Source organism: Streptomyces sp. RKAG337 (assembly GCF_023701715.1).
In the GTDB taxonomy this organism is placed as follows: Bacteria; Actinomycetota; Actinomycetes; order Streptomycetales; family Streptomycetaceae; genus Actinacidiphila.
On record NZ_JAJOZA010000001.1, the window covers coordinates 3,568,045 to 3,592,650 of the forward strand.

Below are 24,606 nucleotides of genomic sequence, written 5' to 3' on the forward strand. Positions count from 1 at the left end.
TGTCCTCCGTTACGACGCCTCGCGGCGGGACAGCGAGGTGCGGGACCGGGTGACCAGGGCCGCCAGCAGCGCCGCGCCCAGCGGGACGGCGACGATCAGGGCCGCCAGGGTCGACCAGGGAATCACGATGGGGATGTGCGGAGCACCGCCCATGCCGCCCCAGCCCCGGTCCAGTGCCTCCTGGTAGAACTTCAGCTGCTGCCGCTCCTCGGCCTTGCGCAGCCCGATCGCGGGCAGGACGCCCGCGGCCGAGCCGAGGACGACACCCATCACGGCCACCACCCCGCACTGGAAGCCGGACAGCGTCCGCCGCACCCGTGGATCGGCGCCGATCGCCGCCAGGGTCTTCAGGTCGGGCTCGGCGTCCGCCTGGGCCAGACCGGTGGCGATGCCCGCGGCACCGATGGTGACCAGACCGGCGAAGACGGTCAGCGCCAGCAGGATGATGTTGTTGTCGCTGACGTAGCCCTCCTCGACATACAGGCTCGGATCGGCGCCCAGTTTGGCGAGATCGTCGTCCAGCGCCTGCTGTTCCTTGCTGCTGGGCACGTTCTCGTTCACGAAGTACGAACCGAAGGGAACGGTCTGCAGCCCGGCGGCCTTCGCCGTGGCCGGCGTCATGATGGCGCGGACGCCGTAGGACTCCGTGCCGTCCTGGGCGACGTACGTGGGGAACGACTTCAGCGGTCCGACGGCGTCCTGACCCTCGGGGACCGGCTTCGAGGAGTCCTCGACGATCCGGAAGGTGAGCCGGTTCTTCTCCACGTAGTGCTTGTCGAACAGCACCGTGTGGCCGGCCGCGAGCGCCTGCTCGGCCCCGGGGTCCTTGATGCCGAGCGCGTGGAGCAGCCCGGCGTCACCGATCAGCACATCGGAATCCGTGCTGATGGCGCTGCTGTGGTACCTGCGGTCGCAGCGCCAGTCCTTCGCCAGCTTGCGCCGCTCGGCCACGCTGAACTTCCGGTCGGCGTCCGGCCCGTCCGTGGGGCACGCGTTGGCCGGGGGCAGCACCATCTCCGCCCGGCCGCAGCCGGGGTTGCTCCGGTACATCGAGCAGGTCTTCTTGCCGACGACCACCCGTGAGACATCCGCGCGGGACGAGACCGGGAAGCGCTTCTCGATGGCCGCCCGGACCGCGTCCAGGTCACGGCCCTGCTCCCGTTCGATACTGACCGCCACGACACCGTAGGGCGCCTGCGCCTCGTACCCGTTGCGCGACTCCAGATCGCTGCTGGCGGTGTACGTCGCCACCGCGACCGTGCCCGCGACGGCCGCGAGGACGGCGGCGACGGCCGGGGCCGTGCGACCCCGGTTGCGCACCGCGTCACGCAGCGCGAGCCGCGGGGAGAGCGGCAGCCAGCCGCCGAGCCGTCCGAAGAGCCCGACCAGGGTCGGGGTCAGCGCGACGATGCCGAGTTCGGCGATGGCGGAGCCGCCGCCGACCGCGAGCACGTTGTCGGTCTTCATCGAGCCGAAGACCGCGATACCGACGCCGAGACAGACGGCGGCGAGGCCGAGTACCGGCAGCACCCGGTTGGCGTGCCGGACGCCGCGGCGACCGGTCAGCGCGGCCAGCACGCTCTGCCGGGAGGCGACGACCGCAGGGACGATGGCGGCCAGCAGCCCGGTGAGGATCGCGAGCAGCCCGATGCCGAGGAGTTCGAGCGGGTGCACCGAGATACCGCCGAAGCGCGCACCGGTGTACTGCTCCAGCGGCTCACGGAGCGCGAAGGTCAGCGCCAGACCGAGCACCGTGCCGACGAAGGCGGCGACCACACCGATCACCAGACCGCCGGACAGCACGATCGCGCGGATGTGGCGGCGGTCGCCGCCGTTGGCCCCGACCAGCCCGAGCTGGCGGCGCGAGCGGCGGGCGCCGACCGCGAAGGCCGGCCCGGCGAGCAGGCAGATCTCCAGCATCGCCAGGCCGACGATGGTCGCGCCCACGGCGAGCAGCGCGGCCTTCTCAGCGGTGCTGCCGCCGTAGCTCTGGTTCCAGTCCGGGTACTTGACGAACAGCGGCACCTCGGAATCGGCCGGCGGGTCGAGCGACACCGCACGGGAGTGCGCGACGACGCTCTTGGCGTTGATCCCCTTCACCATGTTCCACGTGAAACCACCGTCCACGGCCACGAGGTACTTGGACGAGATGCCCGGCCCATCGCGTCCTGCCGCCTTGAGAGCCTTGGCGAGCGGCGCGAGGAAGGCGCCCGGCAGGGCGTTGATCTGCGTCGTCTTCAGCTCACCGGGCAGGTCGTAGGCGCCGACGATCTTGTACTTGGTGGCCAGGTCACGGGCGGAGACCGATGAGCCGACGTGCAGACCGCTCGTCTTGAGGAACGCGTTGGTCGCGATGACCTCGTCCGGTGCGTCCGGGAAGTGACCGCGGTCCAGCTCCATGATCCCGGCGGCCATCGGGTCGGAGGCCTTCAGTTCACGGATGTCGACGTCCAGCAGGCCGTACTTCGTGTGGACCTTGCCCGTGCCGACGGAGTCCTTCAGCGTCTTCGCCCCGGCGGGGATGGCGGCCGGGACATCGACTCCGGGACCGCTGCCACCCGGGATCGTCTGCCCGGACGCGTTCTCGTTGACCAGCGACTTGTTCTTGCCGTCCGGGGACTGGTAGACCGGCAGGCCGTCGTACCCGGCGTCGGAGAGCTCGGCGTCGGCGGCACCGAGGGCGCGGGTCAGCGACTGCTCGGCGGTCAACTGCGAGCTGCGGATGGTGATGTCGGCGGCGCTCACGCCCAGGATCGGCAACGCGATCATGGCCAGGACGAGGATGCTGCGTCCCTTGAAGCGCCAGGCGTCACGCCGTGCGATGCGCACCGCGGCACGCCAGGAATTGAGCCAGCCGTTCACTGAGCCACACCGCCGGTGAGCAGCGACTCGGCGTTCGAGCGCAGCGTCGTGTCGACGACGGAACCGTCCCGCAGGAAGACCACCCGGTCCGCCCAGGCCGCGAACCGCGGCTCATGGGTGACCAGGACGCCGGCCGCACCCGCGTCACAGCGGGCCCGCAGCAGCGCGAGCACCGACTCGCCGGTCTCGGAGTCCAGCGCACCCGTCGGCTCGTCGGCCAGCACCAGCCGGCGGTCGCCGACCAGCGCGCGGGCGATGGCGACCCGCTGCTGCTGACCACCGGACATCTCGTCCGGGAAGCGGTCGGCGAGGTGGTCGAGGTCCATCTCCTGCAGCGAAGCCAGCGCCTCTCGGCGGGCCTTGCGGGCGGAGGTGCCGTCGAGCTCACGGGGCAGGGCGACGTTCTCGACGGCGGTCAGCGCCGGTATGAGGTTGTAGTCCTGGAAGACGTAACCGATGCTGCGGCGGCGCAGCGCGGCCATCTGCTTGCGGTTCGCGGTGGTGAGATCGGTGCCCTCGACGAGCACCCGGCCCGAGGTGGGGAGGTCGAGTCCGCCCGCGATGGTCAGCAGCGTGGACTTGCCGGAGCCGGACGGCCCCATGACGGCGACGAGTTCACCGGGGAAGACGGACAGGTCGATGCCGCGCAGCGCGTGCACTTCCGTGGTGCCGCTGCCATGAACTCGGGTCAGCTCCTGCAACTGCAGGACGGGCTGATGCTCTTGGGCAGACATGGGTTGATCCCCCTGTGATCAGGTCTGTGGTCAGGTCGGAACGTTGTGGGGCGTACGGGTCAGCGCCGGCCGGGCCTCGAACGCGCCAGAGCGGCACGCAGTCCCTTGTCGTGCGCGGCTTCCTGCTTCGAGCTCTGGTGCGGGGCCTGGTTCGGGGCCTGGTTCGGGTTCGGGTTCGGGTTCGGCTTCGCGTCGTTCACGCCGCCTTTGTCGGTGGCGATCGCGTCGGCCAGCCGTACGAGCCGGGTCTCCGCGTGGTCCAGCCAGCGCGCCTCGGCCTCCGCCTGGAAGATCAGCTGCTCGATGACGAGCAGCCACGCGACGTCGTCACGGTTCTGGTCCTGCTCCAGCGCGACGAGCGCCTGCGCCTTCAGCCGGGTGTAGTCCTGCAGGGCCTGGAGGGTGTGGTGCCGTTGCGCCTGGATGACGGCACGGATGTCGATGTCGGACGAGCCCACGGCCATCGCGAGCTTGATCGCCAGCTCGTTGCGGGGTGGATTCGCCCGGTCCACAGGTGTGGAGAACCAGGTGCGCAGTTCGCTGCGTCCCTCATCGGTGATGGCGTACAGCGCGTGGCCGCCGTCGTCCTCCCCGGCCGGCACGACCAGACCGTCACGCTCCAGCCGTCCAAGGGTCGTGTAGACCTGGCCGACGTTCAGCGGCCAGGTGGAACCGGTACGGGACTCGAACTCGGTACGCAGCTGGAACCCGTAGCGGGGACCGCGATCGAGGAGGGCCAGGAGGCCATGACGGATCGACATACTGAGTATGTATACCGAGTATGGTCACGGAGAGCAAGGTCGGGCCCGCCGATACTCGCCGGCACTCGCCGTCACTCGCCGACGGATCAGCTTCTGCGGAGGCGCAGACCCAGGAAGCCGAGGCCCAGCCCGACCAGGGCCAGCCCGGCGCCGAGCGGCAGCACGCTCACCGCACGGCCGACCGGGTCCCCGGCCTCCTCGTCGACGGCGGGAGCGACGCTCGCAGCGGCCGCCGGAGCGGGCGCCTTCGGCAGCGCCGGAACGGGGACGACGACCGCGGCGGACGGCTGGGGCATCGGGAGCTCGTACGCCTCGGTGCCGCCCGAGCCCTCCGGCTGAACCGAATCCGGAGGATCATATTCCGCTACGTACAGGTCCTCGTCGGACGCGGTGTCCTCCGCGCTGTCCGGGGCCGACATCCCGTGCGCCCATCCCTTGCGCCACGGCCCCTGCTTCTTCCCGTCGGGCTTCGGCGTGCCGGGCTTCGCCGTGGCCGGTTTCGTCGTGGTGGGCTTGGGCGTGACGGGCTTCGGCGTGCTGGGTTTCGGCGTCGCCGGTTTCGGCGTTGTGGGCTTCGGTGTTGCCGGCTTCGGCGGTGTGGGCTTCGGCGGTGTCGAGGTGGTGCCGGGCCGCGGCGGTTGCTCCGGAGTCACGGGAGGCGCGGGTATCCCGGGGAGGGGCGGCATGGGAGGCACGGGAGGCTTCGGCTGTTCCGGCTGCTGCGGCTGCTGCGGTTGTTCCGGCAGCCGGGGCGTCGCGGGCGGCGGAGCCGCGAACACGGCACCGGCACCTGCCGACGCCGTCGCGCGGCCCTGCGCGGCCCACCCGGACGCCACCGGCAGGAGCAGAAGCGCTCCGGTCAGTACGGCTGCCGCCGTCACTCGCCCACCGGGTGCCGAACGCAAGACGCCCGCCCCTCTCAGCCGCCGACTTCATATGTGGCACAAGCCTCACATGAAGCGCCAATTGCGGCATCTTGGGCGGGCGTCGGGGGACGGACGCCCTCAGACCGTCAGGACGACCTTGCCGATGTGCGCGCTGGCTTCCACCACACGATGGGCCTCGGCGGCGTCGGTGATCGGGATCGTACGGTCGACGACCGGCCGCACCGTACCGGCCTCCAGCAGCGGCCAGACATGCTCACGCACCGCGGCCACGATCGCGGCCTTCTCACCCAGCGGGCGCCCGCGCAGCGAGGTCGCCACGACCGCCACCCGCTTGACCAGCATCGTGGCGAGGTTCAGCTCGCCCTTGACGCCGCCCTGCAGACCGATGATGACGAGCCGGCCGTTGACCGCCAGCGCGTCCACGTTCCGCTCGAGGTACTTCGCGCCCATGATGTCGAGGATCACGTCCGCCCTGACCAGCTCCGTGAAGTCCTGCTCGCGGTAGTTGACCAGGATGTCCGCGCCCAGCTTCCGGCAGGCCTCCAGCTTCTCCGCGCTGCCGGCCGTCACCGCGACCTTGGCGCCGACCGCCTTCGCGAGCTGGATCGCCATGGTGCCGATACCGCTCGAACCGCCGTGGACCAGCAGCGTCTCGCCGGGGCGCAGGTGCCCGACCATGAAAACGTTGGACCAGACCGTACAGACGACCTCGGGCAGCGCGGCGGCGGACACCAGATCGACGCCCTTGGGCACCGGCAGCAGCTGACCGACCGGCACGACGACCTTCTGCGCATAGCCGCCGCCCGTCACCAGCGCGCACACCTCGTCGCCGACCGCCCAGCCGGACACACCGGGGCCGAGCGCGGAGATCCGGCCGGAACACTCCAGGCCCGGGTAGGGGGACGAGCCGGGCGGCGGATCGTAGAAGCCCTGGCGTTGCAGCAGATCGGCACGGTTGACGGCGCTGGCCACGACCTCGACCAGGACCTCACCCGCGGCGGGTTCGGGGTCCGCGACCTCGGCCCAGACGAGCGCCTCGGGTCCGCCGGGTTCGGGGATGGTGATCGCATACATGAGCGCGAGGCTACCCTCCGGACGGCAGATCGGGACCCGCACGGTGAATCGCGATCAGGCGGTCGGCGAACTGCAGCGTGGCCGCTTCCGGATCGTCGAAGCCCAGCAGCCGGTGGCCGCGCTTGATGGAGACGACCAGATCGGACACGTCCCGCGGCGCCATGCCCACCTCCGCCTTGGTGACCGGCCGCTCGATGAGATCGAGGCCGCTGCCGTACGTGATCAGGTCGTCCATCACCTGCCCCACGCTCGGGCTCAGCATCGACAGGCCCAGCAGCCGGCCGGCGGCGCTGGAGCTCGTGATCACCGCGTTGGCGCCGGACTGCCGCAGCAGCGGTGCGTTCTCCTCCTCGCGCACCGAAGCGACGATGTTCGCCCGCTTGTTGAGCTGGCGCGCGGTCAGGGTGACCAGCACGGCGGTGTCGTCGCGCTGCGCCGCGATCACGATCTCCTTGGCGCGCTCGGCCTCGGCGCGCAGCAGCACGTCGTTGCGCGTGGCGTCGCCCACCACCCCGACGAAGCCCTCTGCGGTGGCCGCCTGGATCACCTTGGGGCTGGGGTCGACGATCACGATCTTCCCGACCGGAATCCCCCGGCCGAGCAGCGTCTGCGCGGCGGATCGGCCCTTGGTGCCGTATCCGACGATGACGATGTGGTCGCGCAAGGTGGACCTCCAGCGTTTGAGCCGCCATTGCTCGCGGGTGCGCTCGGTGAGCACTTCGAGGGTGGTGCCGACCAGGATGATCAGGAAGAGGACGCGCAGCGGCGTCACCAGGAAGACATTGCACAGCCGCGCGCTGACGCTGTAGGGGACGATGTCGCCGTAGCCGGTCGTCGAGAGCGTGACCGTCGCGTAGTAGAGCGAGTCGAGGAACGAGACGGAGTCGTCTGCGTTGTCGTGGTACCCGCCGCGGTCCAGATAGACGATGAGAACCGTGGCGAGCAGCACGAGCAGCGCCATCGCCAGCCGCCGGGACACCTGGACCAGCGGGCCGATGGTCTGCCGGGGGAACATCACCTTGTAGGCGAGGCTGCCCGGGCTGTCGTGGTCGGCGGGATGGCTGCCGCGGTGGCCGCTCCCGGCGGGGTCGTGGGTGGGTTCATTGGTGTGGTCATTGGTGTGCAGGTCGTCGGTGTGGGGGTCGTGCGGGTCGGTCCCGTGGTCGGCGCCGCTGTCCGCCCGGCCCGCGGCAGCGTCGTGGCGGGGCAGTTTCAACGGACTTCACCTCATGGTTCTCGTGGCTCGCATCGGTCGCGTCGCCCTCTCGGCTTTCGGAACCGGCCTCAGCAACCGGCGGTCCCCCATGCCAGATCGAGCACGGCCGTCTCCTGACCGGCCGCCGCGCCGCCGGGCGGAATGACCGCCAGTCCGTCGGCGGTGGCCAGGCCGCGCAGCATGGCGGGGCCGTGGAAGTGCAGCGGGACGACGGCCGATTCGTCGTCGAAGACCACCGGCACCAGCCGGGTGTCGGTCGGATGGCCGGGCACGTCGGCGGTGAGCTCCGCGGTGTACGGCGCCGGGACCGGACGGCCCGCGAGCGTACGCAGCAGGGGAGCGACGAGGGTGATGACGCCGGAGACCGCCGCCAGCGGATTGCCCGGCAGCCCCACGAGGTGCCCGCCCCCGGGGAGTTCGGCCAGCAGCATGGGGTGGCCGGGGCGCACGGCGACCCCGTCGACGAGGAGTTTGGCGCCCAGCGTGTGCAGGACGGGGTGGACGTGGTCGACCGGACCGGCCGCCGTCCCGCCGGTGGTGATCAGCAGGTCGGCGGTGGATTCACCGATCGCGCTCATGAGGGCGTCGACCTCGTCGACGACCCGCCGGGTGCCGGTCACCTCGGCGCCGAGCGCCTCCAGCCACGGCGCCAGCATCGGGCCGAGGGCGTCCCGGACGAATCCGGCGTGGGGGAGTCCGTGGTCGAGCAGTTCGTCGCCGAGGACCAGCACCTCCACCCGGGGGCGGGTGATGACGCGCAGCTCGTCGTACCCGGCGGCCGCCGCGAGACCGAGCACCGCGGGGGTGACGACGACGCCGGGGGAGAGCAGTTCCTCTCCCCCTCGGCACTCCTGGGCGCGCGGGCGTACGTCCTGGCCGGGGGTGGGCGCGCCGTGGGTGGCGTGCAGCAGCCCGCCGTCGGTCCGCCGTTCGGTGCGGCCGTGCTCGTGCCGGATGATCGCGGTGGCGCCGGGCGGGAGGGCCGCTCCGGTCGCGATCGCGATGGCGTGGCCGTCGAGCAGCGCCACTCCGGGCCGCTGGCCGGCGAGGAGCTGCCGGGTCTCCAGCATCCAGGGGCCGGGGCCCGCCACGGCCCAGCCGTCCATCGCCGAGGTGTCGAAGGACGGCAGATCGGTCAGCGCGGTGAGCGGGGCGGCGAGCGCGTGCCCGAGCGCTCCGGCGAGCGGCCGGCTGACGGCGGGCAGCCGCCGGCCCGCGGCACGTGCGGCTCTGCGGGCCTCGGGCCACGTGAGGTCGTGGTGCCGGGTCCGGGGCCGGGAGGCGGGCTCGTCGGGCGCGGGTTCACGTCGGGATTCGGAATCGCGCCCTGGATCGCGCCCGGGTTCGCGCCCGGGATCGCGCCCGGGATCGGCTTCACGTGCGAGTTCGCGTGCGGGTTCGGGCGCTTTCGCGCTGCCGGTGTCGAGCCCCGCGATGGCGAGGGGATCGAGGCTGGGGGTGAGGTCGGGGCCGGGACGAGCGTTGCGGTCGCCGCTTCGGCCCGTCCCGCCGTCCGCGCCGCCACCCAGGCCTACGGGGCCGGGCCCGGCGGACCCACCGGTCGCGTACGCGTGGGCTGTCCGGCCCTCGTTGGCGAGCAGCAGGGCCTCGCCCATCGCGCTGAGGGCGGCCGCCTCCTGGTCCGCGGGCCCCGTCGTCCGGCCCGTCATCCGGCCGGGGTCCCTGCCTCGGAAGGCCCGGGATCGCTGCTCCCAGCGGCCTCGGCGGCCTTGGCGGCCCCGGTGGCCTCGGTGGCCTCGGTGGCCTCGGTGGACCAGCGTTCGGCGAGTTCGGCCGCCTTGCGGGCAGCGGTGCGCACTTCCTCGGGGCCGCCGCCCGACTGGGCGGCGGCGTAGCCGACCAGGAAGGTGGTCAGCGGTGCGGCGGGGCGGGCGACACCATGCGCGGCATCACGGGCGAGGTCGAGGAGGACTTTGGTGTCGACCTCGAGCTCGATCCCCAGTTCGGCCTTGGCTGCGGCGATCCATTCATCCAACACAGGCCCATCGTCCCCGATGCGGGGCCCATCGCCGCGCAGGCTCACCCCTGTTCCGGTCGGGCCCGTGCGGCGGCGACATCGTCCCAGGTGTCGCAGTCGAAGGAATCCGAGCCCGAGGGGTCCGGCAGCCGGTGCAGCCGCAGCTCCTCGGTGAGCAGTCGCAGCGGCAGCCCGGCGAGCGTGCCGTGCTCGGTGGCGATCAGTGCCAGCCCCCGGCGCAGCGCCTCCGCACGGTAGGCCGCGGCCAGCGGCTGGTCCCGGCCGGACGGATCGGTCAGCACGACGCCGTCCACGTCCGGCTCCCGCCGCAGCGACTCCCGCAGAGCGTCCGCCGTGGTCCGCGTCAGGAACGGCATGTCGGCGGCGAACACCAGCACCGTGTCGGAACCGGCCCGCACCAGACCGGCGGCGAGGGCGGGCAGCGGTCCGCCGCCCGGCGGATCCTCCCGGGCCCACAGCACCGGCCGCCCGGTGGGCCGGCGCGGACCGACCACCACCGTGTCGACAGCGCCCTCGCAGGCCTCCAGCACCCGGTCGAGCAGCGGCCGCCCCGCGACCTCCAGCCCCGGCTTGTCCACCCCGCCCAGCCGCCTGGCGGCGCCGCCCGCCAGCACCACGGCGTCATGTGCAGTCATGCCGCGCAGTATGCCGTGCGGCCGGGTTCGGCGGTCCGGCCTGGTCGTACCCGACCCCTCGGGCCCGTCGGGCCCTGGCAGCTGCCAGGGCCCTGTCCCGCTCAGACCGCGGCGAGCAGCACGGCCGGCTGCTCCACGCAGTCGGCGACGAACCGCAGGAAGCCGCCCGCCGTGCCGCCGTCGCACACCCGGTGGTCGAAGGTGAACGACAGCTGCACGACCTGTCGTACCGCCAGTTCCCCCTGATGGACCCAGGGTTTGGCCGCTATCCGGCCGACTCCGAGCATCGCGGCCTCGGGGTGGTTGATGATCGGCGTCGAACCGTCGACACCGAACACTCCGTAGTTGTTGAGGGTGAACGTGCCGCCGGTGAGATCCGCGGGCGTGAGACGACCGGTGCGGGCCGCCTCGGTGAGACGGCCGATCTCCGCCGACAGACCTGAGGTGGTCCGTGCCTGAGCGTCCTTGACGACCGGGACCATCAGCCCGCGTTCCGTCTGCGCGGCGAAGCCGATGTGCACGGCAGGCAGCCGCACGATCTCGTTCCGCTCGGTGTCGACGGTGGCGTTGAGCTCCGGATACCGCGCCAGTGCCGCGGTGCAGATCCGCGCGAGCAGCGCGAGCACGGACACCTTCGGCCCGCCGCCCGCGTTCATGGCCGCCCTGGCCGCGAGCAGTTCGGTGGCATCGGCGTCGACCCAGCAGGTGGCGTCGGGTATCTCCCGGCGGCTGCGGCTGAGCTTCTCGGCCACCGCTCCCCGGATCCCGCGCAACGGCACCCGCTCCCCCACCACGTCGGCGGCCGGGCCTGCGGTAGCCGCCGGCGCTGTCGCGACCGGTGCCGCCGCCGTGCCGGCGGTCGCCGCGGCGACCGCCCGTTCGACGTCCGCGCGCAGGATCAGCCCGTCCGGTCCAGATCCCGTCAGCGACCGCAGGTCGAGCCGGTTCTCCCGCGCGATCCGCCGCACCAACGGCGAGATGACCGCCACGGGACCGACCGGCGCGGTCGCGACCACAGCCGCCGCCACCGCTACTGGTGCCGGTGCCGGTGCCGGGCTCTGGCCCGCCGCCGGCCGGACCCGGCGGCGCCGGGCGCCCGGCGCGGTCGTGCCGTAGCCGACCAGGACGTTGCCGGATCCCTCACCACCGTCACCGTCGGCGGACGCGGCAGCGCCGGAGGCGTCGGAGTTCACCGCCGTACCGACCGCCACCGTGATCAGAGGACGGCCCACCGCCAGCGATTCGCCTTCCGCGCCGTACCGGGCGGTGACGACGCCGCCGTAGGGGCACGGAACCTCGACCACGGCCTTGGCCGTCTCGACCTCGACGACCGGCTGATCGATGGCGACGACCTCGCCGACCTGCACCAGCCAGCGGACGATCTCCGCCTCGGTCAGCCCTTCTCCCAGGTCGGGGAGGGTGAACTCCTTCACGACGGCCATCAGCGCGCCTCCCACTGGAGCCGGCCGACCGCGTCGAGGATCCGGTCCACGCTGGGCAGATGGTGCCGCTCCAGCATCGGCGGCGGGTACGGGATGTCGAAGCCCGCGACCCGCAGGACCGGTGCTTCGAGGTGGTGGAAGCAGCGCTCGGTGACCCGCGCCGCGATCTCCGCCCCGGCGCCGCCGAATCCGGCGGACTCGTGCACGACGACGGCCCGGCCCGTCCTGCGCACCGCTGCCGCGACCGTCTCGTCGTCGAAGGGCACCAGGCTGCGCAGGTCGAGGACTTCCAGGTCCCAGCCCTCCTCCTTTGCGGCTTCCGCGGCTTCGAGGCAGACCGGGAGGGAGGGGCCGTAGGTGATGAGGGTGGCGCTGCGCCCGGGGCGCCGCACGACGGCGCGCCCTATGGGCTCCACCGGCGCCGGCTCGTCGGCGTTCCAGTCGTCCTTGGACCAGTAGAGCCGCTTCGGCTCCAGGAAGACCACCGGATCGTCCGAGGCGATGGCCGCCCGCAGCAGCCCGTAGGCATCCCCGACCGTCGCCGGGGTGACCACGTGCAGGCCGGGTGTGTGCAGGTAGTACGCCTCCGAGGAGTCGCTGTGGTGCTCCACACCGCCGATGCCGCCCCCGTAGGGCACCCGGATCGTGATCGGCAGCGGCAGCGCCCCGCGGGTGCGGTTGCGCATCTTGGCCACATGGCTGATCAGCTGCTCGAAGGAGGGGTAGGCGAAGGCGTCGAACTGCATCTCGACGACCGGCCGCAGCCCGTACATCGCCATGCCGACCGCGGCGCCGAGGATTCCCGCCTCGGCGAGCGGGGTGTCCGTACAGCGGCTCTCGCCGAACTCCTTGGTGAGGCCGTCCGTGATCCGGAAGACACCGCCGAGCGCGCCGACGTCCTCACCGAGTACGTGGACGGCCGGATCCTCGGCCATGGCGTCCCGCAGTGCCCGGTTGAGCGCCTGCGCCATGGTGGCGGGCTTGCGCGCGGTGGCGGGGGCGGGGGCGGTCGCGGTGCTCATGAACCGGCTCCGGCGTGCTCGGTGTGATCGGTCTGCCCGCCGTCGTGTTCGGCATCGAGCTCGGCGCGCAGCATGGCCGCCTGCTCACGCAGTTGGGGGGTCGGCTCGGCGTAGACGTGGGTGAAGAGGTCCATCGGGTCCAGCAGCGGTTCGGCGTTCATCCGCTCGCGCAGGTCCGCGGCCATCTTCTCGGCGGCTTCCGCCGCGGCGGACCGCATCGTGTCGTCGAGCAGCCCGCGCCCGTTCAGCTCCCGCTCCAGCAGGGTGATCGGGTCGTGCTCGCGCCAGGCCGCGACCTCGGAGTCGTCCCGGTAGCGGGTGGCGTCGTCGGCGTTGGTGTGCGCCTCCATGCGGTACGTGACCGCCTCGACGAGGGTCGGTCCACCACCCGAGCGGGCCCGCTCCACGGCTTCGGTGAGCACCTGGTGCACGGCGGGCGCGTCGTTCCCGTCCACGAGCCGGCCGCGCATGCCGTAGCCGACCGCCTTGTGGGCCAGCGAGGGGGCGGCGCTCTGCTTGTCGAGCGGTACGGAGATGGCGAAGCCGTTGTTCTGCACGAGGAAGACCACCGGCGCGTTCCAGACAGCCGCGAAGTTCAGCGCCTCGTGGAAATCGCCCTCGCTGGTGCCGCCGTCGCCGACCATGGCGAGCGCGACCACGTCGTCGCCCCGGAGGCGGGCGGCGTGCGCGAGGCCGACCGCGTGCGGCAGCTGGGTGGCCAGCGGGGTGCTGAGCGGTGCCACATGGTGTTCACGCGGGTCGTAGCCCGTGTGCCAGTCGCCGCGCAGCAGGGTGAGCGCCTCGACCGGGTCCACACCGCGGGCGATGACCGCGAGCGTGTCGCGGTAGCTCGGGAAGAGCCAGTCCTGGGGGCGCAGCGCCATGGCGGCGGCGACCTCACAGGCCTCCTGACCGGTGGTGGAGGGGTAGACCGCCAGCCGGCCCTGCCGGGTCAGCGCGGTGGCCTGCCGGTTGTACCGGCGGCCGCGCACGAGCTGGCCGTAGAGCTCGGTGAGCAGCGCCGGGTCGATCTCGGCGGCGTCGGGGGTGCCCAGCAGCCGGAACGGTTCCGTCTCGGGCAGCAGCGGCGTGGCGTCGATGGGGGGCGCTGGGGTCCCCCATGCCTGTGGCCAGGGGCGGGTTTCTGGTCCATGACGGTCATCGCGAGCACCTCCTCGTAGGTTGGAGGACGGGTCGCGTCCTCCCAACCGATTGTTCGGTTGTTGGAGGCATTTTGGCCACAGGTACGTTCAGCCTGTGGACAAACGGTTCTGCACAGCCTGGAATGGAGCCAGTCCGTCCATGGTAAGGAGGTCCGGGGGCATGCCGCGAGAACAGATGGCCGAGCCCGATCCGCAGAGCCGCCCCCTCGATCCGATCGACCGGACGATTCTGCGACTGCTGCAGGAGGACGGACGCGCGTCGATCCGTTCTGTGGCCGAGCGCGTGCACGTTTCGCGGGCGAACGCCTACGCCCGGATCAACCGCCTCATCGAGGACGGCGTCATCCGCGGGTTCACCGCCCGGGTGGACCATGAACGCGCCGGGCAGGGCGCGTCGGCGTACATCACCCTCAAGATCGTTCAGAACTCGTGGCGGACGGTCCGGGAAACACTTCTCACTCTTCCGGGTGTAGCCCACATTGCCCTGGTAAGCGGAGACTTCGACGTGTTGATGCTGGTACACACGGCGGACAACCGCAGCCTCCGCGAGCTCGTGCTGACCCGCATCCAGGCCATACCGGAGGTCCTCGGCAGCCGGACCCTCCTGGTCTTCGAGGAGACGGACCTCGTGGTCGACGACTGAGCCGGCCGGGTAATCCCCGGCCGGCTCAGTCAAGCGTGGTGATCTCTCCGCCGCCGTGTCTCAGCCGCCGTACTTCTTCAGGAAGGCGGTGACCTTCGCCCAGTTCTCGGCGTCGTCGAGCATCGAGACGCCGTGATGGATCCCGGTCACGATGTACAGCGAGTTCTCCTTGGCCTTCACCGAGGCCTTGCTGAGCGCCTTGGTGGAATCCGCGAATGCGGTGTCTCCGTCCGCCGCCATGTAGAAGATCGGCGCGGTCAGCCCCGGGACGGCGGCCGCCGCGTCCATCTGCCCGTACTGCTCGGGCGCGGAGAGCGAGACGACGGCGTCCGCCGGCGGCTGGACCTTCGCGGCGGCGGTCAGCACCGAGGTACCGCCCTTGGAGGCGCCCATGAGCACCAATTTCGTCGCCCCCTTGCTGCGCAGCAGCTGGGCACCCGCGACGACCTCGGGCAACTCGTCACCGTTGGAGTCGATCGCCAGCACCCGGTAGCCGCTCTTGACCAGTTCGAGCGCCTTGGGCACCCACTGGCAGACGGTTCCGTCCGACTGGTGCGCGAGCACGATCCCCGTGCTGCCCGTGCCCGCCAGATAGCCGTCCACGGCGTTGCCGCCGGTGTCCTTGAACGTGATCGAGCCGGCTTTGGCCTGGGCCTCGGTCAGACAGTCGAACGTCTGCACCGTGGCCGTCGGGGACGGCTCCGCCGTCGACTTGCCACCGCTGCCGCCGTCGTCGCCACAGGCCGTCAGGAACAGGGGAAGCGCGGTGGCCAGAGCCGTGGCGGCGAGCGCGCGGAAGGTCCGGATGCGTCCAGCTGAGTACATGGCTGGATGGTGTCGGCGGCCCCGCTCACGGGTCAATGGTCTGGACCTTACGGTTCGGCTACGTGCGCAGCCCCTCGAAGGCCAGGCGTACCGCGGCGTCCGCGACGTGTTCCCCGTCGATCGCGCCCTTGGCCTCCGGCCGGTACCACTCCACGATTGAGTTGATCATGCCGAAGAGCAGTCGCGTCGCCAGCCGGATGTCCATGTCGGAGCGGAGATCACCCTCGCTCGCCGCGGCCTTCAGCAGGTCCGACACCCGCTGGTCGAACTCCCGGCGCCGCTCCATCGCCCAGCGTTCCGTGCTGGTGTTCCCGCGCACCCGCAGCAGCAGGGTGACGTAGGGCAGCTCCTCCATGAGCACCTCGGCGGTACGCCGGGTGACGTACTCCAGCCGCTCGATCGCCCGCCCCTGGCGTGCCCGCGGCTCCTCCAGAATGCCGAACAGGCCGTCCAGGGCCCGCCCGACGGCACGGTGGAGCAGCTCCTCCTTGCCGCGCACATGGTGGTAGATCGAGGACTTGGAGATTCCGGCGGCCCGGGAGAGGTCCTCCATCGAGGTGCCGTCGTAGCCGCGCTCGTTGAACACCTCGACGGCGACGGCAAGCAGCGTGTCGGGGGTATACGTGTCCCGTTTGACGCGGGGACTGGGGGGCTCGGCCATGGTCACGATTAGAACAGCTCCGCTTCGGCGGCCTCACGGCGGCGCAGCAGCGCCGACGGTGCGTAGCGGCCGCTGGGGAACGACTCGTGCAATCCGTCCAGGATGTTGCACACCCAGCCCGCCCCGAGGCGGTCGCCCCACGCCACCGGACCGAGCGGATAGTTCACACCGAGCCGCATCGCGGTGTCGATGTCGGCGGGCGAGGCGACGCCCTTGGCGACCGCGTCGGTGGCGAGGTTCACGAGCATCGCCACCGTGCCGGCGACGATCATGCCGGGAACGTCGTCGATCACGCTGACCTGCTTGCCCAGCGCCTGGAACAGGCCGACGGCCGCCTGGACGGCTTCGGGCCGTGCGGTGTCACCCGGGGCCAGGGCGATGCGGGTGGCGGCCCGGTAGTCCAGCGCGAGGTCGAAGTTGATATTGCTGTTGGCCTGATAGGTGGCGTGGTAGCCGTTGGCGAGGAAGAGCCGGGCGTCTTCTCCCACGAGGATCGACCCACGGTCGTCCTCCTCGTGGTTGACGCCGATGCCCGCTTCCTCCATGAGCGCGACGAGTTCCGCCGCCGGCCCCAGGTCCCCGAGGACCGTCACCCGCTCCGGCGCGGGCGCGGGAGCCGCCGTGGCCGGGCGCGGCCGGTCCTCGTCCCCGTAGCGGAACCAGCCGCGCCCCGACTTGCGGCCGAGCAGTCCGGATTCGACGAGGCGGCGCTGGGCGAGCGACGGCGTGAACTTGGGGTCGTGGAAGAACGACTCCCAGACGGAGCGGGTGACGGCCTCGTTCACGTCCTGGCCGATCAGGTCGGTCAGCTCGAACGGGCCCATCGCGAATCCGCCGCACTCGCGCAGGACCGCGTCGATGGTGGCGGGGTCGGCGGCCCCCTCCTCGTGGAGGCGGAACGCCTCGGCGTAGAAGGGGCGGGCGATCCGGTTGACGATGAAGCCCGGGGTGTCGGTGCAGCGCACCGGGGACTTTCCCCAGGCGGCGGCGGTCGCGTACACAGTGGCCGCGGCGTCCTCATCGGTGGTGGCGGCCGAGACAACCTCCACGAGAGGGAGGAGCGGCGCCGGATTGAAGAAGTGCAGGCCGACGAAGCGGCCGGGACGGCGCAGAGCGCCGGCGACGGCGGTCACGGAGAGCGAGGAGGTGTTGGTGGCGAGCAGGCACGCGTCGTCGACGACGTCCTCCAGCTCGCTGAAGAGCCGCTGCTTGGCGGGGAGGTCCTCGATGATCGCCTCGATGACGAGAGCGGCGTCGGCGAGCTCGCCGAGGGTGGCCGCGGGAGCGAGCCTGGCCAGCGCGGCATCCCGTTCGGCCGCGTCCATCCGGCCCTTTTCGGCCAGCCGGGCGAGCCGTGCGGCCACCGCCGACGCACCGCGCTCGGCACTGCCGGGAGCGGCGTCGTAGAGCCGCACGCGATGGCCCGCGACCAGTGCGACCTGGGCGATTCCCTGGCCCATCGTGCCGGCGCCGATGACAGCAACGGTGCGGGTTCGATCAAGCGCGATCATGATGCCGACTGCTCCTCGCCAAGTTGTCCACAGGTCCGGCCGCCCTCTTGAACCGACCGAACATTCGGTTAATCTAGCGGTGTTCCCATATCCAGCCCAGCTCGACGAGGAGTTGGTCCCCATGGCCGCCGATCTCACCGCTGTCCCGTTGATCGAACGGCATCGCGGCACTCTCGACAAGGCACTCGAAGCGATCAGGACCCGTGAGTTCTGGTCGCCGTATCCCGAACACCCGAAGGCTTACGGAGACGGAGCCGACGGCAAGGCCGCGTTCGACGCCCTGCTCGGGCAGCGCTTCGCGCTCGACCAGCCCGGCACCGACGACTGGACCGGCCGCGAGACCTCGCCCTACGGGATCGAGCTCGGGGTCGACTACCCGCACCCGGACATCGAGGTGCTGCTGCCCGCTATGCGGGCGGGCATCCCCGCGTGGCGGGACGCGGGCCCCGAGCTGCGGGCGATGGTGTGCCTGGAGATCCTGGCGCGGATCAATGCCAGGACCAACGAATTCGCCCATGCGGTGATGCACACCTCGGGCCAGGCCTTCACGATGGCGTTCCAGGCCGGTGGGCCCCATGCGCAGGACCGCGGCCTGGAGGCCGTGACCTACGCGTACGCCGAGCAGGTCCGCACCCCGGATGCGGCGGAATGGGTCAAGCCGCAGGGCAAGCGGGACCCGCTGCGACTGCAGAAGACCTTCACGGCCGTCCCGCGCGGCGTCGCCCTGGTCGTCGGCTGCAACACCTTCCCGACGTGGAACGGCTACCCGGGCATCTTCGCCTCCCTGGCGACCGGCAACCCCGTGCTGGTCAAGCCGCACCCCCGTGCCGTACTGCCGCTCGCGCTGACCGTCGCGGTCGCCCGCGAGGTGCTGGCCGAGGCGGGCTTCGACCCGAACCTGGTCGCGCTGGCCGCCGAGCGGCCCGGTGAGGGGCTGGCCAAGACGCTCGCCGTGCGGCCCGAGATCCGCATCATCGACTACACCGGCTCCACCGCCTTCGGCGACTGGCTGGAGACCAACGCCCGCCAGGCGCAGGTCTACACCGAGAAGGCCGGCGTCAACACCGTCGTCATCGACTCGACGGACGACTACAAGGGGATGCTCAGCAACCTGGCCTTCTCGCTGTCCCTGTACAGCGGCCAGATGTGCACCACCCCGCAGAACCTGCTCATCCCCCGCGACGGCGTCACCACCGACGCGGGCCACCGGACCTACGACGAGGTGGTGGCCGATCTGGCCGCGTCCGTCGAAGGGCTGCTCGGCGACGACGCCCGGGCCAACGCCCTGCTGGGCGCGCTCGTCAACCCGGATGTGAAGACGCGGCTGGAGGCGGCACCCTCGATCGGTGAGGTGGCACTCGCCTCCCGCGCGGTCACCCACCCGGACTTCCCGGACGCGACGGTCCGCACACCGGTGCTGGTGAAGCTGGACGGAGCCAAGCCCGACGACCAGGCCGCGTATCTGACGGAGTGCTTCGGACCGGTGTCGTTCGCCGTCGCGGTCGACTCCACGGCCGACGCGGTGGAGCTGCTGCGCCGTACGGTCCGGGAGAAGGGCGCCATGACGGTCGGCGGCTACACCACCTCGGCCGAGGTGGAGCGGCTGCTGGAGGAGGCGTGCTGGGAGGAATGCGCCCAGCTCTCCCTGAACCTGACCGGCGGGGTGTACGTCAACCAGACGTCGGCCTTCTCCGACTTCCATGGTTCCGGCGGCAACCCGGCGGCCAACGCGGCGCTGTGCGACGGGGCATTCGTAGCCGGGCGCTTCCGGGTCATCGAGGTGCGCAGGCCCGCGTAACGCGAGCCTCTCCCCATCCGGCCCCGTCCCGAGTTGCCCTGTCACTCCGGACGGGGCTCCCCCGCCCCTTCCAGGCCGGTTCGGCCCAGCTCAGCGCCCTGGCGGGGCAGCCCTCCCGGCGCCGTACGCTGAGGCCATGACGGAAGTGGAAGACGAGGCCGGGCGCGCGGCACGGCAGTGGCGTGAGGCGGCCCCCGGCGCCGTTCTGCTCGACGGCTTCCACGCCCTCAAGCACGCGCTGCGCTTCGGCGCCGAGGTGGGGCTGGCACTGACCAGTGACCGTGCCGCCGCCCTGGCGCTCGCCGAAGAGCTCGCGGACGATGTGACCGACCGGCTCCGCGCGATCCTGGTCGAGGTTCCCGGGCAGGTGCTGCGCGAGCTGCTGCCGAGGATCCATCCGACCGGTGTGGCCGCGCTCGCCGTCAGGCCCAGCGCCGGCTCCCACCTCGATGCGCTGAACGCGGCTCCCCGGCAGTCACCCGTCGTCGTCCTGGACAACCCGCGGAACCTCGGCAACATCGGGGCCGTGATCCGGCTGGCCGCCGGGTTCGGCGCGACTGGGGTGATCACCACCGGAGACATCGACCCCTGGCACCCGAACGTCGTGCGCGCGAGCGCCGGCCTGCACTTCGCCACCGCGGTCGAACGGCTGGACCTCCCCGACCTGCCGGCCGGGCCGCTCTATGTCCTGGATCCGGAGGGGAAGGACATCAGGTCGACGGTGATCCCGGACGACGCGCTGCTCGCGTTCGGCTCGGAGCGGCACGGGATCTCGCCGGAGATGCGCGGGCGGGCGACCGAACTGATCGCGGTACCCATGCGCCCGCACGTCTCCAGCTTCAACCTGGCCACCACGGTGGCGATGGCGCTCTACCACTGGCTGCCCGCCCCGGGCGCCGGCCGTATCTAGGACGTACTCAGGGCGTATCCGGGGCTTGTCCCGGGGCTTAGGGGGCTTGTCCGGGGCTTCGGGGCTGGTCCGGCGCTAGACGCGGTAGCCGTCTCCCGCACCACCGGGTTCGCCATGGGCCAGCTGCGGCTCGGTGGCGGGCCGCCCGATCGTCGTACCCAACTCGCGCACCTGGTCCTGGTCCTGGTCCTGATCCTGGTCACGCGGGTCGCCGCTACGGGGACCGGCCTGGCCGCGCAGAGCGTTCGGCACGAGGCCGGCGATCCGGCTGCCCGCCCAGCGCAGGAAGTTCGTCGGCAGGAAGACCGCGTCGGCGGCGATCATCGCGAGCGAGAAGAACGGCAGGCCGAGCACGATCGCGATCGAGGCGTGCTCGATGATCATCGCGATGAGCAGCACGTTCTTCACACGGCGGTTGAAGAGCGTGAACGGGAAGGCGACCTGCACGATCACCGTGCCGTAGGTGATCGCCATGACGATGAGACCGGCACCGGCCAGGGCGTGCGAGAGCGCGGGCCAGGGGGTGAAGTCGTCCAGGTGCAGCGGGTAGTACAGCGCGGTGCCGTCCTGCCAGCGGGAGCCCTGGATCTTGTACCAGCCGGCCGTCGCGTAGATCAGGCAGACCTCGACGACGATCACGAGCATGCCGCCGTTGTGGACGAGGTTGGCGATGATGTCCAGCACCTTGCGGGGCTCGCCGGCCGCGTAGCGCCGCACCGCCCACCAGGCCGCCTGCGCCAGCCAGAAACCCCAGAAGGCCGGCCCCCAGAACTGGCCGAGCTTCCCCAGCAGGGTGACGACGATGAGCGCGGCGCCGAGCAGCGACCACAGGACGACGCCGGTCAGGTCCGGGTCCGGCTTCGGTGCCCGTTCCGGGGCCAGGTCACGCGCCCGGTCCTGCGTCCGCTCCCGCAGCCGGTCGGCGCGTCGTTGGTCGAGGGACCAGACCTGGCCGCAGCGGGTCAGCACGAGGTAGATCGCCATCAGGTGGATGACGTTGTCGCCGCCGTCGCCCATGAAGATGCTGCGGTTCTGCAGCGACAGCACACCGACCATGAACAGCAGCGAGGACGTACGGGTCCGCCAGCCGAGCAGCAGCAGCAGGCTCGCGATGATCGAGCCCGCGTAGACCACCTCGAACCAGAGGTGGCTGTCGGTCCACATCAGCACGCTGAACGCGCCGGTGCCGTTGTCGGCCATCAGCCGCTGGGCCATGCCCCAGGTCCACACGCCGTCGGGGCCGTACAGCTCGGCCCGGTGCGGCCACTCGCGCAGCAGGAAGAGCAGCCAGGTCAGCGAGAAGCCGATCCGGACGACCGCGCTCTGGTACGGCCCCACCGCGGTATTGGTGATCCGGGCCAGACCACGGGTCAGCCCGGCGTCGAGCGTGCCGCCGAGCCCCGCGAAGGGGGAGGGCGGCAGATCCTTGCGAGCGCTCACGAGGCCTTCTCCTGTCCGGAGGTGGCCACCGACCACCAGAGCGTCTCCTGGTACTGCGTCTCGTTGTTGGGCTTCGCGTCGGTCCACGACGGCGGAGCGACCCACACGGTCGCGGAGCGGGCCTGCACGCGGACGACGTCACCGCCGTTCAGCTGGGGACCGAATCGGTTCTCCACGATCCGCTGCACGTACTCCTGGCTGAGCTGGCCGCGCACCCCGGTGGGCGTGTTGTTGGTGCCGTGCGAGGAGGTGTAGAAGCTCCAGGCGCGGCGCAGCTCGTTCTGCCGCGTGTGGCTGGGGGCGACGGTGTGCCGGATGCCGGTCAGGTCGACCGCGGTGAGGTCGACCCAGCCGGTCGTCTGCAGCCGGCCGTCGGGGCTGCGTACCTCGGCGCGTGCCTGCACATGGATGTTCTGCTGGAGCGGGTCGGGCGCGAAGAGCTTCCAGTTCTGCTCGAACTCGGGGTAGATGTACGAGTCGACGGTGGACTGGTACTCCTTGCTGGCTGTGTTCGACGGCGCGACGTGCAGGAACACCATGGCGAGGTGGAAGACGACGCCGACCGCGACGGCCGCGACGGCGAGTGAGACCACGACCCAGGATCCGGTGGACAGGGACGGCAGCTGCCCCGTTCCGGCGGCCTCTCCTGAGGCCTGCCCGGCGTCGGTATCCGCGTCCGTTCCGGCCTCGGCGTCCGCGCGGGTCCCGGCCGCGCCGTCCGCACCGTCGGCGGCTCTGTCGTCTGCCCCGGCCCGCACCACCGGAACGGCGCCCGCTCCCGGATCCGTGCCTGGATCCGTGCCCGGTCCCGTACCCGGTTCCGGCATCTCAGGTGGCTCCATGGTCTCCCCGTTCCTCACCGCGCTCCGCTTCCGCACGGAACGCTACTCATGCCCTCGCGCCACCGGTGACCGTACTGGGTTATCCACAGCCGCTGGGATGGCCTTGACACCCCAGGGCGCTCGACCGACCATTGAACCGAACGATCGGTCGGTCGGTTGAGCCGGAGCGGAACAACGTAGGGGGCACACATGACCACGGCAGCCACGGTCGAGGAGGCGGCACCGCAGGCCGGTCTTCTCGCCGCTTTCGAGTCGGCACTCGCCGAAGACTCGCGGATCGAGCCGCGTGACTGGATGCCCGACGCGTACCGCGCCACGCTTATCCGCCAAATGGCGCAGCACGCACATTCCGAAATCATCGGAATGCAGCCCGAGGCGCACTGGATAAGCCGCGCGCCCTCACTGCGCCGCAAGGCGATCCTGATGGCCAAGGTGCAGGACGAGGCCGGGCACGGGCTGTATCTCTACAGCGCCGCGGAAACCCTCGGCGTCGGCCGTGACGAGCTGCTCGACAAGCTGCACGCCGGCCGCCAGCGGTACTCGTCGATCTTCAACTACCCCACCTTGACCTGGGCCGATGTCGGCGCGGTCGGCTGGCTCGTGGACGGTGCCGCGATCACCAACCAGGTGCCGCTGTGCCGCTGCTCGTACGGGCCCTACGCACGCGCCATGGTGCGGATCTGCAAGGAGGAGTCCTTCCACCAGCGGCAGGGCTACGAGCTGCTGCTGGCTCTCAGCCGCGGCACCGAAGCGCAGCACGCCATGGCGCAGGACGCGGTGGACCGCTGGTGGTGGCCGTCGCTGATGATGTTCGGCCCGCCGGACACCGAATCCGGGCACTCCGAGCAGTCCATGGCCTGGAAGATCAAGCGGCACTCCAACGACGAGCTGCGGCAGCGCTTCGTCGACATCTGCGTCCCGCAGGCCGAGGTCCTCGGGCTCACCCTCCCCGACCCCGCGCTGCGGTGGAACGAGGAGCGGGGCGCCCATGACTTCGGGGACATCGACTGGACCGAGTTCCACGAGGTGCTGCGCGGCAACGGGCCGTGCAACGAACAGCGGATAACCCAGCGCCGCACCGCCCATGAGCAGGGCGCCTGGGTCAGGGAAGCGGCCACGGCGTACGCGGCCAAGCAGGGAACCGAGCACGGAGAGGTGCGCTGATGACTGCCAACGACTGGCCGCTGTGGGAGGTCTTCGTCCGCAGCCGGCGCGGGCTCAGCCACAGCCACGCGGGCAGCCTCCACGCGCCCGACGCGGAGATGGCGCTGCGCAACGCACGTGACCTCTACACCCGGCGTGCCGAAGGCGTGTCGATCTGGGTGGTCCCGTCCACGCAGATCACCGCCTCGTCGCCGGACGAGAAGGACTCGTTCTTCGAGCCGGCGGGGGACAAGCCGTACCGGCACCCGACCTTCTACAAGATCCCGGAAGGGGTGCGGCACCTGTGAACCCGGTACTCGTCAGCACGGCGCTGCCTCTCGGAGACGACGCTCTGGTGCTCGCCCAGCGGCTGGGGGAGTGGGCCGGGCACGCGCCGGTCCTCGAGGAGGACGTCGCGCTCGCCAACATCGCGCTGGACCTGCTGGGCCAGGCCCGGGTGCTGCTCTCCCTCGTCGGCGACGAGGACGAGCTGGCCTTCGGCCGGGAGGAACGCGCCTTCCGCAACGTCCAGCTCGTCGAGCAGCCGAACGGCGACTTCGCCCACACCATCGCCCGCCAGCTGTACTTCTCGACGTACCAGGAGCTGCTCTACACGGAGCTGGCCCGGGGCGACAGCGAGCTGGCGCCGCTGGCCGCGAAGGCGGTGAAGGAGGTCGCCTACCACCATGACCACGCCCGGCAGTGGACGCTGCGGCTCGGCGACGGCACGGCGGAGAGCCACGAGCGCATGCAGCGCGGGCTGGACGCCCTGTGGCGGTTCACCGGCGAACTGTTCCAGCCCGTGGAGGGGCTGGGCGCCGACCTCGGCGCGCTGCGCGAGCCCTGGCTGGAGCGGGTCTCGGCCGTCGTCCGGCAGGCCACGCTGACGATGCCGGAGGGGCCGGACGTGACGTCCTGGTCGGCGGGCGCCGGCAGACAGGGCATCCACACCGAGTCGTTCGGCCGGATGCTCGCCGAGATGCAGCACCTGCACCGGGCCCACCCGGGTGCGACATGGTGACCGGCGGCGGCATGGTG

Annotated in this window: 21 protein-coding genes and 1 pseudogene; 6 read left to right on the forward strand and 16 right to left on the reverse strand. The window is 71.5% G+C overall.

What is annotated here, in order from left to right:
- Positions 1–9: 9 nt before the first annotated feature.
- From LNW73_RS15720 to pdhA, 11 genes and pseudogenes are all read right to left on the reverse strand, one after another.
- Positions 10–2,862 (reverse strand): FtsX-like permease family protein, encoded by a 2,853-nt coding sequence (locus tag LNW73_RS15720; RefSeq protein WP_250976827.1) that lies wholly within the window; start codon positions 2,860–2,862, stop codon positions 10–12.
- On the reverse strand, positions 2,859–3,596 hold the full coding sequence (locus tag LNW73_RS15725; protein WP_138351233.1) for an ABC transporter ATP-binding protein: 738 nt from the start codon (positions 3,594–3,596) through the stop codon (positions 2,859–2,861). The genes LNW73_RS15720 and LNW73_RS15725 overlap by 4 nt, the downstream gene beginning before the upstream one ends.
- 59 nt (positions 3,597–3,655) lie before the next feature.
- The gene (locus LNW73_RS15730; RefSeq protein WP_250990325.1) at positions 3,656–4,357 is read right to left on the reverse strand and encodes a PadR family transcriptional regulator; all 702 of its coding nucleotides are present in this window, start codon (positions 4,355–4,357) and stop codon (positions 3,656–3,658) included.
- Between the two features lie 86 nt (positions 4,358–4,443).
- The gene (locus LNW73_RS15735; RefSeq protein ID WP_250990326.1) at positions 4,444–4,776 is read right to left on the reverse strand and encodes a hypothetical protein; all 333 of its coding nucleotides are present in this window, start codon (positions 4,774–4,776) and stop codon (positions 4,444–4,446) included.
- Between the two features lie 585 nt (positions 4,777–5,361).
- Positions 5,362–6,318 (reverse strand): NAD(P)H-quinone oxidoreductase, encoded by a 957-nt coding sequence (locus LNW73_RS15740; protein ID WP_250990327.1) that lies wholly within the window; start codon positions 6,316–6,318, stop codon positions 5,362–5,364.
- A gap of 10 nt (positions 6,319–6,328) precedes the next feature.
- Positions 6,329–7,333 (reverse strand): potassium channel family protein, encoded by a 1,005-nt coding sequence (locus LNW73_RS15745; RefSeq protein ID WP_250980243.1) that lies wholly within the window; start codon positions 7,331–7,333, stop codon positions 6,329–6,331.
- Positions 7,334–7,602: 269 nt separating this feature from the next.
- Complete coding sequence (locus LNW73_RS15750) at positions 7,603–9,204, reverse strand: molybdopterin molybdotransferase MoeA (protein WP_250990328.1); 1,602 nt, start codon at positions 9,202–9,204, stop codon at positions 7,603–7,605.
- Positions 9,201–10,168, reverse strand: a pseudogene (locus LNW73_RS15755) (NTP transferase domain-containing protein). The gene LNW73_RS15750 and the pseudogene LNW73_RS15755 overlap by 4 nt, the downstream one beginning before the upstream one ends.
- A 101-nt stretch (positions 10,169–10,269) precedes the next feature.
- A complete protein-coding gene (locus LNW73_RS15760) occupies positions 10,270–11,610 on the reverse strand; it encodes a dihydrolipoamide acetyltransferase family protein (protein ID WP_250990329.1) in 1,341 nt (446 codons plus the stop codon).
- Complete coding sequence (locus LNW73_RS15765; RefSeq protein WP_250990330.1) at positions 11,610–12,632, reverse strand: alpha-ketoacid dehydrogenase subunit beta; 1,023 nt, start codon at positions 12,630–12,632, stop codon at positions 11,610–11,612. The genes LNW73_RS15760 and LNW73_RS15765 overlap by 1 nt, the downstream gene beginning before the upstream one ends.
- The gene (pdhA, locus tag LNW73_RS15770) at positions 12,629–13,732 is read right to left on the reverse strand and encodes a pyruvate dehydrogenase (acetyl-transferring) E1 component subunit alpha (RefSeq protein WP_250992933.1); all 1,104 of its coding nucleotides are present in this window, start codon (positions 13,730–13,732) and stop codon (positions 12,629–12,631) included. Before pdhA ends, LNW73_RS15765 begins: the two co-directional genes overlap by 4 nt.
- Positions 13,733–13,955: 223 nt before the next feature.
- Here pdhA and LNW73_RS15775 point away from each other — a divergent pair, with 223 nt between their 5' ends.
- Positions 13,956–14,438, forward strand: coding sequence for an Lrp/AsnC family transcriptional regulator (locus LNW73_RS15775; RefSeq protein WP_250990331.1), 483 nt, complete (start codon positions 13,956–13,958; stop codon positions 14,436–14,438).
- A 60-nt stretch (positions 14,439–14,498) separates the two neighbouring features.
- Here the strand turns inward: LNW73_RS15775 and LNW73_RS15780 are convergent, their stop codons facing one another.
- Genes LNW73_RS15780 through LNW73_RS15790 form a run of 3 tightly spaced genes read right to left on the reverse strand, consistent with a single transcriptional unit; the run spans position 14,499 to position 17,435 of the window.
- Entirely contained in the window at positions 14,499–15,263 is a 765-nt protein-coding gene (locus LNW73_RS15780; protein WP_250990332.1) for an alpha/beta hydrolase family protein, read from the reverse strand.
- Positions 15,264–15,321: 58 nt separating this feature from the next.
- Entirely contained in the window at positions 15,322–15,924 is a 603-nt protein-coding gene (locus LNW73_RS15785) for a TetR/AcrR family transcriptional regulator (RefSeq protein ID WP_250990333.1), read from the reverse strand.
- Between the two features lie 8 nt (positions 15,925–15,932).
- Positions 15,933–17,435, reverse strand: a complete 1,503-nt coding sequence (locus LNW73_RS15790) for a 3-hydroxyacyl-CoA dehydrogenase (RefSeq protein ID WP_250976816.1) — start codon at positions 17,433–17,435, stop codon at positions 15,933–15,935.
- 121 nt (positions 17,436–17,556) lie between these two features.
- Here LNW73_RS15790 and paaN point away from each other — a divergent pair, with 121 nt between their 5' ends.
- Both paaN and LNW73_RS15800 read left to right on the forward strand, forming a co-directional pair.
- Entirely contained in the window at positions 17,557–19,233 is a 1,677-nt protein-coding gene (gene paaN, locus LNW73_RS15795; RefSeq protein WP_250992934.1) for a phenylacetic acid degradation protein PaaN, read from the forward strand.
- Positions 19,234–19,369: 136 nt separating this feature from the next.
- Entirely contained in the window at positions 19,370–20,143 is a 774-nt protein-coding gene (locus LNW73_RS15800; RefSeq protein ID WP_250990334.1) for a TrmH family RNA methyltransferase, read from the forward strand.
- Between the two features lie 75 nt (positions 20,144–20,218).
- Here LNW73_RS15800 and LNW73_RS15805 read toward each other — a convergent pair whose 3' ends face one another.
- Both LNW73_RS15805 and LNW73_RS15810 read right to left on the reverse strand, forming a co-directional pair.
- Positions 20,219–21,565, reverse strand: coding sequence for an HTTM domain-containing protein (locus LNW73_RS15805; protein WP_374118267.1), 1,347 nt, complete (start codon positions 21,563–21,565; stop codon positions 20,219–20,221).
- Positions 21,566–21,579: 14 nt separating this feature from the next.
- The gene (locus LNW73_RS15810; protein ID WP_250990335.1) at positions 21,580–22,425 is read right to left on the reverse strand and encodes a DUF5819 family protein; all 846 of its coding nucleotides are present in this window, start codon (positions 22,423–22,425) and stop codon (positions 21,580–21,582) included.
- A 189-nt stretch (positions 22,426–22,614) separates the two neighbouring features.
- Here LNW73_RS15810 and paaA point away from each other — a divergent pair, with 189 nt between their 5' ends.
- Genes paaA through paaC form a run of 3 tightly spaced genes read left to right on the forward strand, consistent with a single transcriptional unit; the run spans position 22,615 to position 24,589 of the window.
- Entirely contained in the window at positions 22,615–23,589 is a 975-nt protein-coding gene (gene paaA, locus LNW73_RS15815; protein WP_250990336.1) for a 1,2-phenylacetyl-CoA epoxidase subunit PaaA, read from the forward strand.
- Positions 23,589–23,876, forward strand: a complete 288-nt coding sequence (gene paaB, locus LNW73_RS15820; RefSeq protein WP_374117299.1) for a 1,2-phenylacetyl-CoA epoxidase subunit PaaB — start codon at positions 23,589–23,591, stop codon at positions 23,874–23,876. The genes paaA and paaB overlap by 1 nt, the downstream gene beginning before the upstream one ends.
- A complete protein-coding gene (gene paaC / locus LNW73_RS15825) occupies positions 23,873–24,589 on the forward strand; it encodes a 1,2-phenylacetyl-CoA epoxidase subunit PaaC (protein WP_250976811.1) in 717 nt (238 codons plus the stop codon). Before paaB ends, paaC begins: the two co-directional genes overlap by 4 nt.
- Positions 24,590–24,606: the final 17 nt, after the last annotated feature.